Below are 16890 nucleotides of genomic sequence, written 5' to 3'. Positions count from 1 at the left end.
AGTCCGGCGCGCTTACTGGAAGTAAGAGATGTCGGCGTCCTCATCCGTACCGCCCGGCTTGCCGTCGGCACCATAAGAGATGAGGTCGAAATCGTGGCCGTTTTCGCCGGGGCGGCGATACACGTAAGGCCGATCCCATGGATCGTTCGGCACGTCCTTGGTCAGGTACGGGCCTTGCCACTTGGGCTCGTCATTGGGCTTGGCGTTAAGCGCAGCAAGACCTTGCTCGGTGGTGGGGTAGTGGCCCACATCCAGCCGGTAATGGTCCAGCGCATCCGCCAGAGATTTCATCTGGCTGGCCGCGGTTTTGATCTTCGCTTTGCCAACCTCGCCAAACAGCTTGGGGCCGACATAACCGGCCAGAAGGGCAATGATCAACAACACGACCAGCAATTCAAGCAGCGTAAAGCCGCTGTTACGCATACGACGATATTGCATTGCTTGTATCTCTACTTGTTTTTACCTTCTTGGCTGCGCCTTTTTGATCTGGCACAACTCCATCCTCGAATCGCATCGTATACGGCGGGTAAAGCAGCGGCAAGCGAGAGGGAGCACGGCAGGAAGAAGGTATGCTTAAAGAGTCAGTACCCACCACGAAGCTCACGGGGAGCTGACGGGCAGCAAACAGAATCTACAATGACTTGGCAAAAAAGGGTCAGAAAATCAGGCCTTTGTCAGTTAGAGACAACAATCTGCTTGAAGTGTTACAGATTATCGGAAAAACAACGCCGTTGGGCCGATGCAACAGCATGAAAGTATTGTCAGCTATTGTTGGGGACAGGATGAAGATAACGGCGTGCCTTGATGAAAGACCATCTGCCAGTGCGTGTTCCGGTATTGCCAGATAGAACTACGTAACGAACTTGCCCCTTTGCGGTGGGTTGCCGCCAGGCGTTCTACTCGGTAGGTAACCAGTGCAGTGTCAGGCGCCAGGCGGGTGAGGACAAAACGGCTGATCCGGCGTTCTGAAAACTGTTCATTCGCCAGGGCTTCGATCACGGCACTTTTGTGCCATAGCGTGCCGTTAATGCCGTGCTCAAAATAGTCATCTGCCAGCAAATGCCCCAGCTCGGCCGCATCTGCGCGGACAGATTGCTGGTGCAGTCGCTGTTCCAGATGCAAAAGATGGTCGGCCAGTGGGTTGTCGGTCATATCTTTGCCAAAGTCATCGTGTATGGATATATAGCCTGAACCGATCATTCAGGCGAGCTCACCCGTAGCCACTGTTTCACACCAGGAGAACCCATGACAGCCCCCGCAACTCTTGCGCCTGATGCCACTGCCGTTCGCACCGCGCTCTGGCGCGCGCTGCATCTCGAAGTCGATGCTGCGCCGGCCGTGCTGCACGATGATGTCGGCCTGAAACTGGCAGCACCGGAAGAGGGCTGGCGTGAGCGTCCGGACATGCATGCGCAGCGTACTGCGCCGTTCAGGGCTTCTATCATTGCCCGCGCGCGCTTTATTGAGGATTGCGTCATTGACGGGATCAAGGACGGGTTGGCGCGCCAGTATGTGCTGCTGGGGGCTGGTCTGGATTCATTTGCGTTGCGCCGGCCGGACATTGCCGCGCAGATGAACATCTTTGAAGTCGATCAGCCGGGTCATCAGGCCTGGAAACAAGCGCGGCTGGCAGAGCTGGACATGACGCCCCCGCCCTCCGTGCATTTTGTGCCGGTGGATTTTGAAGCCGGCGATGACTGGCTCAAGCGCCTTTGCAAAGCCGGGTTCAGCACGGGGGGGCCCGCCATCGTGACCTCGACAGGCGTCAGCATGTATCTGACGCATGAGGCCGTTGTGGCCATGCTGCGACAAGTGGCTTCGCTGGCAAAGGGCTCGCAGTTTGTCATGACCTTCCTGTTGCCGATCGAGATGGCGGATGAACCACTGCAACCCATCCTGCGCATGGGCGAGGCGGGCGCCGCCGCCAGTGGCACGCCCTTTATCAGTTACTTCAAGCCGCAAGACATGGTTGAACTCGCGCTGCAAGCGGGTTTTAGCGAGGTCAAACATGTCTCTGCAGATGACCTGGCCGGGCTTTACTTTGCTGATCGTACCGATGGCCTGCGCCCGCCAGCGCGTTGCGAGGAGTTGATCGTGGCGACGGTGTAAGCGCCGTATGCTGCTGTGTTAGATTGGCTGGCATCCGCACAAACATAACGATACCGCCATGAGCCTCTCGCTCAAGAATGTCCGCTATTTCATTGCCGTGGCCGAGGCCGAATCCATCACTGGCGCGACCCAGTCGCTGAATATTTCGCAGTCGGTGGTGACGGAAGCCATCAAGGCGCTGGAGGCTGATCTGGGCGCGCAGCTTTTTCAGCGTCACGCTCGTGGCATGGTGCTGACGCACGCCGGTCACCAGTTTTTGCGCCACGCGCACCAGATCCTGGCCACGGTGCGCAACGCACAAGAGGCGCTGTCGGCCCGGCCAGATACCATGACCGGCCACCTCAATGTCGGCGTCACCGCCATGATGACGGGCTACTTCTTGCCCTACCTGCTGGACCGTTACCGCCGCGTGTTCCCCAAGGTAGAAGTACGGGTAATTGAAGACCAGCGTGATTACATCGAACACTTGCTGGTCAATGGCGAGCTGGATGTCGCGGTGCTGCTGGTTTCCAACATCGAGAACAAACAGGCCATTGAATCTGAAGCGTTGATGAAAGCCTCCTGGCGCTTGTGGCTGCCCGCCAATCATTCTTTGCTGCAGCTCTCCAGTATCTCGATCAAAGAGATCGCCAATGAAGCCATGATCATGCTCAAGGTCGATGAACTGGAAGACAACACCACCGCCTACTGGCGCGCTGCAGGCTTGCGGCCCAATACGGTCATGCGTACTGCTTCAGTGGAAGCTGTCCGTAGTCTGGTTGCGACGGGTGCAGGTTTGTCGATTCTGCCGGACATGCTTTATCGCCCCTGGTCGCTGGATGGTGATCGGCTGGAAGTGCGCAACATCATGGAAGAACTGCCCACGGTAGACATTGGCATCGCCTGGCGGCGTGGCCTGCGTATGTCTGAAGCCACGCAGAATTTCCTCGTTGTAGCGCGTGAACACAGCCGCGCTCACGCCAAATAACCATCTTTTTTAGCGATAGATCACCATATTCGTTCTGTTTTTCCGAATTTAATGCAGTCTGATTTAACGCAATAAATCGGTCTCCATACCGTCAGCAGAGATATGCACCAGATAAATGCAATGCATCAATCTGGCAAAAAATGTAGTGCGTATCAGTTGGTTACATGTAAACAATGGGTTTGCAGCCTGATTGGGCTTGTACTTTGCGGCTGAAACTACGCGCTGTTTTGGCGCAGTGCGTCATGTCGACAAACTGAAAGGTATCGGTAAAACAGATAGTTTTTATCTGCAAAGCGCGCTTTGCGGGTCGCCCCGGCGCTCACAGAATGGTCCGCAGCAAGTTCAAGCACACAGAACCGGACCATTCCTGGAGAGGATCATGAAGCAGATGAAGATCACCGCATGGGTAGTAGGCTGTGCATTTCTGAATAGCGCGGCCTTCGCCGCACCCGTCAGCACATTGGGCAAGTCAGAAGGGCAGGTCAATATCATCGCCTGGCCGGGTTATATCGAACGCGGCGAATCCGACAAGAAATACGACTGGGTGACCGAGTTTGAAAAAGCCACCAGTTGCAAAGTCAACGTGAAGACGGCGGCGACCTCTGACGAAATGGTCTCGCTCATGAACCAGGGCGGTTATGACCTTGTGACAGCATCGGGCGATGCCAGTCTGCGCCTTGTGTATGGCAAGAAAGTGCAAGAGATCAATACCGCGCTGATCCCCTCCTGGCACACCGTTGAAAAACGCCTGCAAGATGCGCCGTGGCACACGGTAGATGGCAAGCACTATGGCGTGCCGTATCAGTGGGGTGCCAACTTCCTCGCGTACAACACCAAGGTTTTCCCGAAAGCCCCGGATTCCTGGTCGGTGGTGTTTGAAGAACAAAAGCTGCCGGACGGCAAATCCAACAAGGGGCGTGTGCAGGCGTATGACGGCGCAATCTACATTGCCGATGCCGCCATGTACCTGATGGCCAAGAACCCCTCTCTGGGCATCAAAGACCCGTACGAGCTCAACGAAAAACAATACGCCGAAGTACTCAAGCTCCTGCGCGGCCAGAAACAACTGACCCACCGCTACTGGCATGACGTGACCGTGCAAATGAATGACTTCAAGAACGAAGGCATTGCCGCGTCATCCGGTTGGGGCTACCTGATCAATGCCCTGCAGGGCGAGAAATTCCCCATTGCCGGCACCATCCCCAAGGAAGGCGCTACCGGCTGGGCAGATACCACCATGATGCACGTGAATGCGCCGCACCCGACATGTGCATACAAGTGGATGGACTGGTCGCTGAACAAGAAACTGCAGGTTGACCTGGCCGAGTGGTTTGGCTCTAACCCGGTGATCACCGATGGCTGCAAGAACAAGCCCGTGGGTGGTTCTGATGTGTGCGCCAGCAACGGTTATGCGCGGTTCGAGCAAATCCACTTCTGGAAAACGCCGGTCGCCAAGTGCAAGACCCAGGGGACGTGCGTGCCGTATAGCCGCTGGACGCAGGATTTCATTGCGATTATGGGCGGGCGGTGAGTGGTTGTTCCGGTTGAGGTTTAGCGCCTGACGGCGCGGGTAAAGGCGTTTTGATACCGGGGGCGCCCGGAGCACGGTACTTTTCTTTGGACCGCCAGCCTCGGCGGCCCCAAGAAAAGTACCCAAAAGAAAGGCGGCCCCCGCGATTTGCGCCTCCGGCGTTCCCTCAGTCGGTCGGGAGCCTAAGGTCTCCCTCCGCTCCATCGGCAAATCGCTCGACAGGGGGATAACGTCAAAAGCAACCCCAGACCCAACAGCAACAGCAACAGCAACAGCAACAGCAACAGCAACAGCAACAGCAACAGCAACAGCAGGGATCACTGGCGCACGGTGGGTTTGGCCGTTGTCCCCTTGACTGCGCCGAGCATCGCAGCAGCGCGTGGGGAATTCGGCGAGGACTGTTTGAGGCCGCAGGCCGAGTTCCGCAGCCGCCCACGTGATGCGAGAAGCGCAGGGAACCCCGAAGGGGCGGAGTCGCAGGGATCGCCTTTTCTTTGGGACCTTTCTTTTGGCGACCCAAAAGAAAGGTCCTTGCTGTCGGGCAACCCCCGACACCTCAATAACCGCGCCGCAGGCGCAAAAAAAAACCGTAAAACCGCATTGCAAACCGCGCAGCAAAAATAGAACCACGCAAGTTGAGGTACACAGCAAATGACCACCACTGCAGTCCAGTTCACCAACGTCTCCCGCCACTACGGCACCGTCAAGGCGGTTGATGATGTTTCCATCACCATTGCCGATGGCGAGTTCTTCTCCATGCTGGGCCCGTCCGGGTCAGGCAAGACCACCTGTTTGCGCTTGATTGCCGGGTTTGAGCAGCCGACCTCCGGCAGCATTCTGATCCACGGCAAAGAAGCCGCCGGCCTGCCGCCGTACGAGCGCGATGTGAACACGGTGTTCCAGGATTACGCGCTGTTCCCGCATATGAACATCCTGGATAACGTCGCCTACGGGCTGATGGTGAAAGGGGTGGGCAAGAAAGAGCGCTACAAAGAGGCTGAAGCGGCATTGGGCATGGTGGCGCTGGGGGATTTTGGCGGTCGCACGCCAGGGCAGATGTCGGGCGGGCAACGGCAACGAGTGGCGCTGGCACGGGCCTTGGTGAACCGGCCGCGCGTGTTGTTGCTGGATGAACCGCTGGGTGCGCTGGATCTGAAACTGCGCGAGCAGATGCAGACCGAACTTAAAACCCTGCAACGCAAGCTGGGCATCACGTTTATCTATGTCACGCATGATCAGGGCGAAGCGCTGTCGATGTCTGATCGCGTGGCGGTGTTCAACAAAGGCAAGATCGAACAAGTCGATAGTCCACGCAATCTGTACACCAAACCGGCTACGCCGTTCGTGGCGGATTTCGTCGGGACATCCAATGTGATTGAGGGCGAACTGGCGCAGGTTATCACTGGCGCGGCGCAAGCCTTCTCGGTACGACCAGAGCATATCCACTTTGCGCAGCCCGCCAGTGCGGATCATCTGGGTACGCAAGGCACGCTGATTGATGTGCATTACCACGGTGCCACCAGCCGCTTTGAAATCAAAGCAGCCACCGGCCAGTTGCTGGCAGTGACGATTTCCAACCGCGATGCCGAAGACCCGACACTGCCACGACCAGGGGATGCAGTAGCGCTGTCGTGGGCGCGTCAGGCCATGGTGCCCTTGTCGGCGGGAACACGGTGATGACCATGGCTGCTACTTTGCCCGTCACCGCGCCTGTCGTGACCGCCCGCAAGGGTGGGCCACTGCGTGCGGTGTCCAGCTTCCTTTATCGGCGCAGTACGCTGTATCTCTTGCTGTTACTCACGCCACCGCTGCTGTGGTTTGGTGTGGTGTATCTGGGTTCATTGCTGGCGCTGCTGTCGCAAAGCTTTTACACGTTTGATGACTTCACCATGGGCGTCACGCCCGATTTCACGTTGGCCAATTACAAGGCGCTGTTCACCGACGCTGCCAATTACGACATCGTTTTGCGCACATTGGGTATGGCGGCCTGTGTGTCGATTGCCAGTGCCATTCTGGCGTTCCCGATTGCGTACTACATGGCGCGTTACGCTACCGGCTGGCGCAAGGGGTTCTTCTACGTGGCGGTCATGCTGCCGATGTGGGCGAGCTACATCGTCAAGGTGTATTCCTGGACGGTGATCCTGGCCAAAGGCGGGATCGTGTACTGGATGATTGGCAAACTGGGGCTGACCCATGCGCTGGAAGCCGTGCTGGCGTTGCCGGTCGTTGGCGGGAACTCGTTGTCTACCTCCAATCTGGGCCGGTTTCTGGTGTTCACGTATATCTGGTTGCCGTTCATGATTTTGCCCATCCAGGCGTCGATTGAGCGGATTCCGGCCAACTTGCTGCAGGCCTCTGCTGATCTGGGTGCGCGCCCGCAGCAAACTTTTCGCACGGTGATCCTGCCGCTGGCCATTCCTGGCGTAGTGGCGGGCTCCATCTTCACGTTTTCGCTGACGCTGGGCGATTTCATCATCCCGCAACTGGTCGGCCCCAGCGGTTTGTTCATCGGCACCATGGTGTACACCATGCAAGGCTCGATCGGGAACATCCCCATGGCGGCAGCGTTTACCGTCGTGCCGGTGGTGATCATTGGGGTTTATCTGGCCATTGCCAAACGCCTGGGAGCTTTCGATGCACTCTGAGCAAAAACCATCGTTGCTGCTGAAACTGGCGGCGTGGGGCGGGTTGGTGTTCCTGCATTTCCCCATCTTTGTAGTGGTGCTGTACGCCTTTAACACCGAAGAGTCTGCGTTCAGCTTTCCGCTGCAAGGGTTCACGCTGCACTGGTTTGCAGATGCGTTCGGGCGGCAAGACATGCTCTCTGCCGTGTGGTTGTCGGTCAAGGTCGCCACCATGGCGACGATCCTCGCCATGGTGCTGGGTACGCTGGCGGCGGGTGCGTTGTACCGCAAGGATTTCTTCGGCAAAGAGTCCATCACGCTGATGCTGATCCTGCCGATTGCCTTGCCCGGCATCATCACCGGTATTGCGCTGTTGTCCGCCATCAAAATGGCCAATCTGGACCCGAACTTCTGGACCATCGCGATCGGTCATGCCACTTTCTGTGTGGTCATCGTTTACAACAACGTCATTGCGCGCTTCCGCCGAACCTCATTCAGCCTGATCGAGGCCTCGATGGATCTGGGCGCGGATGGCTGGCAGACCTTCCGCTACGTGGTGCTGCCGCAGATTGCCACCGCCTTGCTGGCCGGCGCCATCCTGGCGTTCGCGCTGAGTTTTGACGAAATCATCGTCACCACCTTCACCGCCGGGCAAGAACGCACGCTGCCCATCTGGTTGCTGAACCAGCTGGGCCGCCCGCGTGATGTGCCGATCACCAATGTGGTCGCGATGATGATCATGCTGATGACCGCCATACCAATCTTTGGTGCGTGGTACCTCACCCGCGGCACAGAAAACACCGCCGGTGCCAGCAAATAACCGTTACGAACAACCCGAATACACAAGCAACACGGCCGTCACGTGCGGCCGGAGCAACCCCGGAGACACAAGAATGGACAAGACCATGCACACCAAACTGTTGATCGGCGGCGACTTTGTGGCCGGTCAGGGTGACATCGAGGACATCCTCAACCCTGCGACGGGTGACGTGGTGGTCAAGGTGGCGGAAGCCTCGCTCGATCAAGTGCAAGCTGCCGTCGCCGCTGCGCAGAAAGCCTTCCCGGTCTGGGGAAAAACCACGCCGCGCGATCGCGCCACGCTGTTGTTACGCCTGGCTGATGCCATTGAAGCGCGCGCTACCGAGTTTGCCCGGCTGGAGTCGCTGAACTGTGGCAAGCCCTACCTTGCGGCGCTCAATGATGAAATCCCGGCTGTGGCCGATGTGTTCCGTTTCTTTGCCGGTGCCTGTCGCACTCAGCATGGCCAGTTGGCGGGCGAATATCTGCCTGGTTTTACCAGCATGGTCCGCCGCGATCCGCTAGGCGTAGTGGCCTCGATTGCGCCCTGGAACTACCCCTTGATGATGGCCGCCTGGAAAATCGCCCCGGCCATCGCCGCAGGCAATACCGTCGTGATCAAGCCATCCGAGCAAACCCCGCTGACCACGCTCAAGCTGGGCGAATTGATTGCGGAAATCTTCCCGGCTGGCGTGGTGAATATTGTGACGGGGCGTGGTGATACGGTGGGCTCGCCGCTGATCTCGCAGCCGGCTGTACGCATGATCTCGATTACCGGCGATGTCTCGACCGGCCAGAAAATTCTGGAAAGCGCTTCAAAGTCCCTCAAGCGCACGCACCTTGAACTGGGTGGTAAAGCGCCAGTGATCGTGTTTGACGATGCCGATCTGGAAGCCGTGGTCGAAGGTATCCGCACCTTTGGTTTCTACAACGCAGGCCAGGACTGCACCGCCGCCTGCCGTATCTACGCAGGCCCGAAAATCTACGAAAAGCTGGTGGCCGACCTCAGCAGTGCTGTCAGCAGCATCAAGATGGGTGAACAGCACCTGGAGGGCGTGGAAATGGGCCCACTGATTTCTGAACGGCAGCGCAGCCGCGTCGCCAGTTTTGTCGAACGCGCTGCCAGCCAGAACCACATTGAAGTCACCACCGGCGGCAAGCTGGGCAATAGCCGTGGTTTCTTTTTCGAGCCAACCGTGATTGCAGGCGCGCGCCAGGAAGACGAAATTGTCCGCCGTGAGGTGTTTGGACCTGTGGTTTCCGTGACCCGGTTTGACCAGGTGGATGACGCGGTGAACTGGGCTAACGACTCGGAGTACGGCCTGGCCAGTTCAGTGTGGACACGAGATGTGAACAAGGCGATGAAGGTCGCCGCCGAACTGCAGTACGGCTGCACCTGGATCAACACCCATTTCATGCTGGTGAGCGAAATGCCGCACGGCGGGATGAAGCGTTCAGGGTACGGCAAGGATATGTCGGTGTATGCGCTGGAGGATTACACGTGTGTGCGGCATGTGATGGCGAAGTTTGAGTAGTTGGTTTTTGCTGGGGCTGGTTGGGGTGTTAGCGCCGTTGGCGCGGATGTTTACATATCCGGGGGTGCCCGGGACCACCCCACTTTTCTTTGCGTCGCCAAAGAAAAGTGGGCAAAAGAAAGGCGACCCCAGCCTGGCGGCCCTCCGGGCTTCCCTCGGTTGGTCGGGAGCCTGAGGTCTCCCTCCTCGCCCTCGGCGCTTGGCTTTAATGGGGGAGAACGTCAAAGGCAACAGCAACAGCAAAAACCACGGCGGCTGGCACACAAAGGGTTTGGCCGTTGTGCCCTTGACTGCGCCGAGCATCGCAGCGGGGCCCGGGGTTTCGGCGAGGGGTGTTTGAGCGAAGCGAGTTCCCGAGCCTGCCGGGCCACGCGAGAAGCACAGGGAACCCGAAGGGCGCTGTCGCAGGGGTCGCCTTTTCTTTGGGACCTTTCTTTGGGGCCGCCGAGGTTGGCGACCCCAAAGAAAGGTTCTTGCTGTCGGGCAACCCCCGACACCCAAACAACCGCGCCGCAAGGCGCTGAAACGAGCAACAAAGCTTAAAACGGCAACAAAGCTTAAAACGGCAACAAACATAAATAAGCAAACAAAAGGCCGGCATACGACCAGCCCCCAAAAACCATGTGCGAGAGACACATCCACATCAACCGGAGTCGATGAACCATGCAATCCATCCTGAAGTCTCTCTGTACCCTGCTGGCGCTATTTGCCACGCTCAGCTTCGCCCCAGCCGCGCAGGCGGCAACCAAAGCGGATCCACTCTCCATCGTCCACGCCTACATGGATGGCTGGAACAAGCACGACCCCAACCTGGCTGCCATGAACCTGGATTTCGATGTCGAGTACTACGATGCCACCGTCGGTGAGTCTCAATTTGGTGTCGTCCCGGCGCGCGATAACGTCATCAAGTTCTTCATTGCCGCTCTGCCGGACCTGAAATGGAAAATGGTCGGCGACCCCGTGGTCAGCAAGGATTCCATTGCGTTCCGTTGGGTGTTTACCGGCACCAATACCGGTATTCCGTTTGAGGGCGACAAGCCCACTGGCAAGGCCATTGAACTGAATGGCCTGTCGCTGATCCGCGTGAAAAACGGCCGCATTGTGTATCAGGGTGATTTCTACGACGCCCTGACCCTCAAGAAGCAACTGGGCCTGATCAAGTAACGCACCCGGTTGATCTCTCTCTCGCACGCCTGGGGTATCAGGCTGCTTCAGGTGGCGGGTTTTCCGCCACCTTTTTTTCATCCCGCTTTTCGGCCAGCGCAGAACGCAGTAGTTGCTGCGCCAGCGCGTGAATTTCATCGATCAGGGCCGGGGGCGAGATCACGGTGAACTTGTAAGGCATCTGTGCCAGTTGCCGGGCCATCCATGACAGCGTATCCGCCTGGCTGCGCAAACGGGTGCCATCCGGGGTGCTTTCCAGAATGCCCAGATCCGCATACACATATCTGCGGGTGTCTTCCAGCGGGGCATGCAAGATGACTTCCACTTCAAAATCACGCGGGATGATGGCCATGGTGTGATTCAGAAACGCCAGCACGTCAAAGCCCTCAGGGCGCAGGAAACTGGCAGGCACGGGGCGCACAGCCAGCATGCGGTCCAGCCGGAATGAGCGCATTTCCTTGCGCAGATGACAATACCCCACCGCGTACCAGTGGCCATCACGCCAGGCCAGGCTGTAGGGATCGAACTGGCGTTCGGTCAGTACGCCGCCGGTCTGGTATTTGAGTTGCACGCGCTGCTGCAATTGCGCGGCAGTGGAGAGTGCCATCAGCGCGGCGTTATCTTGCACAGCCGGGGTACGGGTCAGGTCTAGCGTGACTGTTTCAGCCACGGCGCGTAACTGGTGGCGCAGCATGTCGGGGAGCACGCGTTCCAGTTTGGCCTGTGCACTACTTACGGCTGGCGCCGCTTGTGCCAGGCCCAGACTGCGGGCTGCTTGCAGCCCCAGCGAAAGCGCCAGGGCTTCTTCATTGGTGAACATCATCGGCGGCAGCTTGAAGCCGTGCATCAAGCGATAACCCCCATCCCGACCCCGCTCGGCAGTGATGGGGATGCCCATTTCCTCCAGCCGTGCGATATCGCGCCGCAAGGTGCGAACGTCGATCTCCAGCCTTCGTGCCAGTTCACTGCCGCTGACCAGGCCTTGGGTCTGCAGCACCTCCAGCATGGCCAGCAAGCGTTGGGATGAATGTGCCATGACCTGAATAGTACGCACGAATCAGGGCAATTTTTGTCCTCATTCGCGCATAAAGTTTGTTTGCGGCAAAGACCGCACCCGCGCAACAAGAAAACAGCTTTGAACACTGGAACAGGAACGCAGGAGCAAATCATGGATGGCTTGGCAGGACTCTGGTTGATTTTCGGGCAGGCAATTGCCGCCCAGTTACGCGGTTGGCTGGCGCACCGGATGCAGGCACGCTGGTGGTTGCCACGGCTGACCCTTGTGCTGATGCTGGCGCTGGCTTTGTGGCTGATTTACACCAACTTGCCCGCGTGGCGGCCGGCACCATTGCATTTTTCCATGGCGATCGACATCGACCTCTTCGAGAGCTGATCTGCAACCCGTCCGGCGCAATGGCGTACAAACCGCTAAAATTGCGGTTTTACTGCTGTGTGCCGGATTAAACCCATGTCTTTTGACACGCTTGGCCTGATCGACCCCCTGCTGCGCAACTTGCAGGCACTGAATTACCAGAAGCCCACGCCTGTACAGGCCAAAGCGATTCCAGCCGTATTGAGCGGGCGCGATGTGATGGCCGCTGCGCAAACCGGCACCGGCAAGACCGCCGGCTTTGCCCTGCCTGTTTTGCAACGTCTGGTGCAACACGGCCCGGCGGTCTCCAGCAACCGCGCCCGCGTGCTGGTGCTGGTCCCCACACGGGAACTGGCCGAGCAAGTGCTGCAGAGTTTTACCGAATACGGTCAAGGGCTGGATCTGCGTTTTCTGGCGGCCTATGGCGGGGTCAGCATCAACCCGCAAATGATGAAACTGCGCAAAGGGGTGGATGTGCTGGTCGCCACGCCAGGGCGATTGCTGGATTTGCATCGCCAGAATGCGGTGCAATTTGATCAGGTGCAAACGCTGGTACTGGATGAAGCCGACCGCATGCTCGATCTGGGCTTTGCGCGTGAACTGACCGCCGTGTTTGCTGCCTTGCCTACCCAGCGACAAACGCTGCTGTTCTCAGCCACCTTTACCGATGAAATCCGCAGTATGGCCGCGGGGATCTTGATCAACCCGCTCAATATCAGCGTGAGCCAGCCCAATGTCACGGCCAGCAAGATCAAACAATGGGTCGTGCCGGTCGACAAAAAGAACAAGCCAGAGCTGTTCATGCATCTGGTGGCAGAAAACAAGTGGGAACACGCACTGGTATTCGTCAAAACCCGCAAGGGTGTGGATTACCTGGCCGAGTTGCTGCATCACGCCGGTTACGTTGTCGACACCATTCACGGCGACAAACCACAACCGGCCCGGCTGCGCGCGCTGGAGCGCTTCAAGGCGCGTGAAGTGCAAATGCTGGTCGCCACCGATGTCGCCGCGCGCGGGCTGGATATTGATGATCTGCCTTTGGTGATCAACGTTGATTTGCCCATTGTTGCGCAGGACTACGTGCACCGTATTGGCCGTACCGGTCGTGCCGGTGCCAGCGGCGTGGCTGTGTCTTTGGTGTGCGCTGATGAAGCCCCGCAACTGGCGGCGATTGAAGCGCTGATCAAGCAAACGCTGGCCCGTGAAGAAGAACCGGGTTTCGAGGCGGAACACCGTGTGCCGGAAACCAGCAGCACCGGCCAGGTCATCAAAAAACCCAAGAAACCGAAGAAACCCAAAGTGCCTCAAGGTGCACCGCTGGGCAGTGCGGACCAGGTTTTGCGCAAGCAACCAAAGCCACAAGGTCGTGGCGATGACCGCCGTGGTGCGGGATCGCGCGGCGCGGGTAGTACACAAGGGGCTGGTGGCGACAGCGCCAATCCGTTCAGCCGCTTGAAGCCCGGCAGCAAGCCGGCAGCCGGTAAACCGGCGGCCAGCAAGCCGCGTAGCGGAGCGGGGAAACCGGGGGGTAAACCCGGCAGCAAGCCCACTGCGGGCAAGGGCCGGCGTCAGCCCTGAACCGTGGACTAGAACAAGCTAGCGGTTTGCGGGCCGCTGGCTGCAATCGGCGCGGCTTGCGCCGTCATTAACGCGGCAGGGAAGGGGCGCAAGAAACTGCGCGCCAGTTCCGGGTCTTTGCAAGCGAGCCAGGCGTCGTATTCGCCGGGCGGCACAATCACCAATGAGCGCTTTTCGTCATCCGGCTTATGAAAACGCCGCATCAACGGGTGATCATCGGCATTGATGGTGATTTGGGTAAACGAGTAACTCACACCCTCATCTGCTTCGCGCCAGGCGCGGATCAAACCGGCCACCGCAAATGGCTCGCCGCTTTCCATACCGATCCGCCAGCGTACCGGCCGCCCTGATTCATAGTTGGGTTCAAAGAAACCAGTCATGGGCACAAGGCACAACTGCCCACGTAGCCAGGGTTGCCGAAAACTGCGGGTCTCGCCCAGTGTTTCTGACCTCGCATTCATCGTGCTGTAGCGCACGCCTTCAGGCAGACGGCGTTTGGGGATCATGCCATAACTGCCCATCAACGCCCGTCGGGCATTTTCTCCCGCAGCGATCAGCGGCGCGGCGTAGTCCTGCCAGGTTTCTGCTGGCCAGGCGTCATGCTCAATCGCCAGTTCGGTACTGAAGTATTCCTTGATCTGCTGGCGTGTGGGCGGGACGAAATTAACGCACATGTTCGGGATGCCATGAATCGATAGGGCCATTGTATCCGCTGCTGTAGATGCACTGGCACTGGCCGTTCATCAAGCGTGTTCACTGGCGTGATCACTTTGAAGCAGAACCTGAGGCACCGGAGATTTTCCGGGTAGTGGCAGAGCGCCATGGCGGCCGAACATGGCGCGATGCCGAAATCCGCATGCAGCAGGCCCAGGTCGGGTCACGACTTACTTTGAAGCTCCGGCCGGGGCATCCAGTTCTTTTGCGACGTAACTCGCCCAGTCAAACCGGGTATCCGGAAAGTTGAGACCCGCAGCCCGACTTTGCGCCAGCAAGTAGCCGCTGTTCACCATCTGCAACATGGCTTCATCCATTCTGGCCAGCAGCGGCGAGCCTCGCCATTTGTTGGATAACGCAAAGTAGCCAGCCGAATTCTGGATGTGTGGCTGGACGGGCTTGATTGCAGAGAACTCGGGTTTGGCAATGCGCGGCGCAAAGTCGCGCTCGTTGCCGGCCACCAGCGAAATCCGGCCGGTGAGCAACAGACGCAAGGCCTGGTCTGACGAGTCGACTTCGACCAGGTTGAGTTGATTGCGAAACGCCTCAAAGCGCTCGCCCAGTGTCCAGCCACGGACCATGGCCACTTGCTGGCGCGGTAGACTGGCGATCTGTCCGTCCCAGGTAAACGGCACTTTGGCCAGCCCAAAGAACAGTGCGTCGTCAAAATAAAAGGGCCGGCTCAGGTAAGCCATATCGTGCTCACGCAGATGGGTGCGATAGGGGCCGATCAGCAGATCGGCTTCATTGCGTGCCACCAGCGCTTGTGCGCGTTTCCAGGGTAAGAGATCCACATTGCAGTGAAACCCGGCGCGTTTGCCCAGTTCAGTCAGGATATCCAGGGCGAAGCCGCGCGGGCCGTCTGGCGTGTTACGGGTCAGTGTGGTGAATTCGGTCCCGACGCAACGCAGTTCGGTGACGGCTGCGGCGACGGGCCAGGCCAGCAGCAGGCTGGCGGCCCAGAGCATGCGCAAGGTATGGATCGCGCTCATTGCCCGGACCCGGCCGGGGGCGCAGAGCCATTTCGGTCACACATGACGATGTCCCCCTTTTGTTTTGGCAAGTATAGAACGCGGCTCAATCCGGCCGTTGTGCACAGAAGAAATCTCCGACTACGGGTATGCCAGATTCGTTACGGATGGCGCCGCTACTGTAGTGGGTAATGACAAGTCCGCGCTGTTTCAGTTGCTCGTGAACCCAGCGGGTGCGGTGGCTGTAACGACCACTGGTATTCAATTGCCAGGGTCGGCCGGCGTCATCGGTCAGTGTCTCCGTGGTGAAGATCAGCCGAGCGCCAGGCTTGAGCGCATGGGCCGCCGCCTCAAACAACAGATCAAGGGCGCCAATGTAGATCAGCGTATCCAGGCAAACCAGCAAATCGAACGTATTGGGGTGACTGACCAGAAAAGTGTGGATATCAATGCATTGCAAGTCGGTGTAATGACCTTTGGCCGCGGCTTTTTCAAGCATGCCAGTGCTGAGATCAACCCCGGTCAAGATGCTCGCCCATGGGGCCAGGATGCCACCTGCCAGACCCGTGCCGCACCCTAGATCAGCGACCTTGAGCGCATGCGGTGCAGCCGGTTGCGTCGCCAGGTAATCAGCGAGCCATTGCGGGCCGGCGTAAGCCAGACGGCCAAGAATATGGTCGAAATTGGCAGCAAAGCCATCAAACGTATTCTGTACGTAGTCCGGCGTACAGCATGAGGGTGACTGCTGCTGATAAGCCGCCCGCAAATGCAGGGCTTGCGGGTGATCGGGCTCGGCGGCCAGCCAGCGCTCGAACACGGCCAGCGCTTCATCGGTGTGCCCCAGTGCATGCCATGCTTGAGCCAGCATGACCCTGGATGTCACTTGCTCCGGTGCGGCAATCAGACCCCGATGATTGAGCGTGCGTGCTTCAGCGTAGCGCGCTTGACGCAGGCACAGGGTCGCGTGCTGATACCAGGCATCCGGGCAAGCAGGGTTGATGTGTTGTGCCTTGATAAAACACTGTTCTGCGCTGGCTTCGTCACCCGCGTTTTCAAAGGTACTACCCAGGTTGGTCCAGTAAAAATACTGGGTAGGCGCCATCGCACATGCACGCTGCAGCGCATGAATGGCCGCGTGGTACTCGCCCAGTCTGGCCAGCGTGATACCCAGATTGAATTGCCATTCGCTGTGGCTATCGTCCAGGTTGAGGGCTATTTGCAGATGGGTTCTGGCTTCCGGTAGACGATCTTGCTGTTGTAACAAGAACCCTAACCAGTGGTGGAGGTCGGCCCGGTCTGGGGCTTCTTGCAGCAACTCGAGATAACCCCGTTCTGCCTCAGTAAACTGGCCTGCCAGATGTTGTTTCAACGTGATGTTCAAGCGCGCTTCTAATGCGGTGTGATCGGGCATGCCGGTTCCGTGAAAAACGCGGGTGAAGTCGGGGCTTATGTTGGGGGCATATTCCCACAGATTGCACGAAGTGGGCAGGGGGCCGGTTCGTTACAACACAATGCTGGCACAGGGCC

At 58.5% G+C, this 16890-nt stretch carries 16 protein-coding genes; 10 read left to right on the top strand and 6 right to left on the bottom strand.

The window, feature by feature from the left end; all coding sequences use genetic code 11:
- Window positions 1–12: 12 nt before the first annotated feature.
- Complete coding sequence (gspG, locus tag IEX44_RS18685; RefSeq protein WP_188697735.1) at window positions 13–438, bottom strand: type II secretion system major pseudopilin GspG; 426 nt, start codon at window positions 436–438, stop codon at window positions 13–15.
- A gap of 327 nt (window positions 439–765) precedes the next feature.
- Window positions 766–1152 (bottom strand): nuclear transport factor 2 family protein, encoded by a 387-nt coding sequence (locus IEX44_RS18680; protein WP_188697732.1) that lies wholly within the window; start codon window positions 1150–1152, stop codon window positions 766–768.
- Window positions 1153–1245: 93 nt separating this feature from the next.
- Between IEX44_RS18680 and IEX44_RS18675 the strand changes: the two genes are divergently transcribed.
- From IEX44_RS18675 to IEX44_RS18640, 8 genes are all read left to right on the top strand, one after another.
- Entirely contained in the window at window positions 1246–2109 is an 864-nt protein-coding gene (locus IEX44_RS18675; RefSeq protein ID WP_188697729.1) for a class I SAM-dependent methyltransferase, read from the top strand.
- A 58-nt stretch (window positions 2110–2167) separates the two neighbouring features.
- On the top strand, window positions 2168–3076 hold the full coding sequence (locus IEX44_RS18670; RefSeq protein WP_188697724.1) for a LysR family transcriptional regulator: 909 nt from the start codon (window positions 2168–2170) through the stop codon (window positions 3074–3076).
- A gap of 379 nt (window positions 3077–3455) precedes the next feature.
- Entirely contained in the window at window positions 3456–4607 is a 1152-nt protein-coding gene (locus IEX44_RS18665) for an ABC transporter substrate-binding protein (protein ID WP_229679316.1), read from the top strand.
- Window positions 4608–5258: 651 nt separating this feature from the next.
- Window positions 5259–6284, top strand: a complete 1026-nt coding sequence (locus IEX44_RS18660) for an ABC transporter ATP-binding protein (protein ID WP_188697720.1) — start codon at window positions 5259–5261, stop codon at window positions 6282–6284.
- Window positions 6285–6289: 5 nt separating this feature from the next.
- Window positions 6290–7252, top strand: coding sequence for an ABC transporter permease (locus IEX44_RS18655; protein ID WP_188697719.1), 963 nt, complete (start codon window positions 6290–6292; stop codon window positions 7250–7252).
- Window positions 7242–8051, top strand: a complete 810-nt coding sequence (locus IEX44_RS18650; protein ID WP_188697716.1) for an ABC transporter permease — start codon at window positions 7242–7244, stop codon at window positions 8049–8051. Before IEX44_RS18655 ends, IEX44_RS18650 begins: the two co-directional genes overlap by 11 nt.
- An 85-nt stretch (window positions 8052–8136) precedes the next feature.
- Window positions 8137–9564, top strand: a complete 1428-nt coding sequence (locus IEX44_RS18645; RefSeq protein WP_188697937.1) for a gamma-aminobutyraldehyde dehydrogenase — start codon at window positions 8137–8139, stop codon at window positions 9562–9564.
- Between the two features lie 663 nt (window positions 9565–10227).
- The gene (locus IEX44_RS18640) at window positions 10228–10728 is read left to right on the top strand and encodes an ester cyclase (RefSeq protein WP_188697713.1); all 501 of its coding nucleotides are present in this window, start codon (window positions 10228–10230) and stop codon (window positions 10726–10728) included.
- Between the two features lie 37 nt (window positions 10729–10765).
- Here IEX44_RS18640 and IEX44_RS18635 read toward each other — a convergent pair whose 3' ends face one another.
- The gene (locus tag IEX44_RS18635; protein ID WP_188697710.1) at window positions 10766–11764 is read right to left on the bottom strand and encodes a helix-turn-helix transcriptional regulator; all 999 of its coding nucleotides are present in this window, start codon (window positions 11762–11764) and stop codon (window positions 10766–10768) included.
- A gap of 132 nt (window positions 11765–11896) precedes the next feature.
- On the opposite strand from IEX44_RS18635, the gene IEX44_RS18630 reads away from it, so the two are divergent.
- Both IEX44_RS18630 and IEX44_RS18625 read left to right on the top strand, forming a co-directional pair.
- Entirely contained in the window at window positions 11897–12121 is a 225-nt protein-coding gene (locus IEX44_RS18630) for a hypothetical protein (RefSeq protein ID WP_188697708.1), read from the top strand.
- 75 nt (window positions 12122–12196) lie between these two features.
- Window positions 12197–13678 carry a DEAD/DEAH box helicase gene (locus IEX44_RS18625; protein ID WP_188697705.1) on the top strand — a complete coding sequence of 494 codons (1482 nt, stop codon included), beginning with the start codon at window positions 12197–12199 and terminating at the stop codon, window positions 13676–13678.
- An 8-nt stretch (window positions 13679–13686) separates the two neighbouring features.
- Here the strand turns inward: IEX44_RS18625 and IEX44_RS18620 are convergent, their stop codons facing one another.
- The 3 genes from IEX44_RS18620 to IEX44_RS18610 form a co-directional block, all read right to left on the bottom strand.
- Entirely contained in the window at window positions 13687–14382 is a 696-nt protein-coding gene (locus IEX44_RS18620) for an SOS response-associated peptidase (RefSeq protein ID WP_229679310.1), read from the bottom strand.
- Between the two features lie 180 nt (window positions 14383–14562).
- Entirely contained in the window at window positions 14563–15384 is an 822-nt protein-coding gene (locus IEX44_RS18615) for a substrate-binding periplasmic protein (RefSeq protein WP_188697701.1), read from the bottom strand.
- Between the two features lie 85 nt (window positions 15385–15469).
- The gene (locus IEX44_RS18610; protein ID WP_188697697.1) at window positions 15470–16774 is read right to left on the bottom strand and encodes a tetratricopeptide repeat protein; all 1305 of its coding nucleotides are present in this window, start codon (window positions 16772–16774) and stop codon (window positions 15470–15472) included.
- Window positions 16775–16890 lie beyond the last annotated feature (116 nt).

It is taken from the genome of Silvimonas amylolytica (genome assembly GCF_014645555.1).
GTDB classification, from domain to species: domain Bacteria; phylum Pseudomonadota; class Gammaproteobacteria; order Burkholderiales; family Chitinibacteraceae; genus Silvimonas; species Silvimonas amylolytica.
This window is presented reverse-complemented; position numbering and strand designations above follow the sequence as displayed.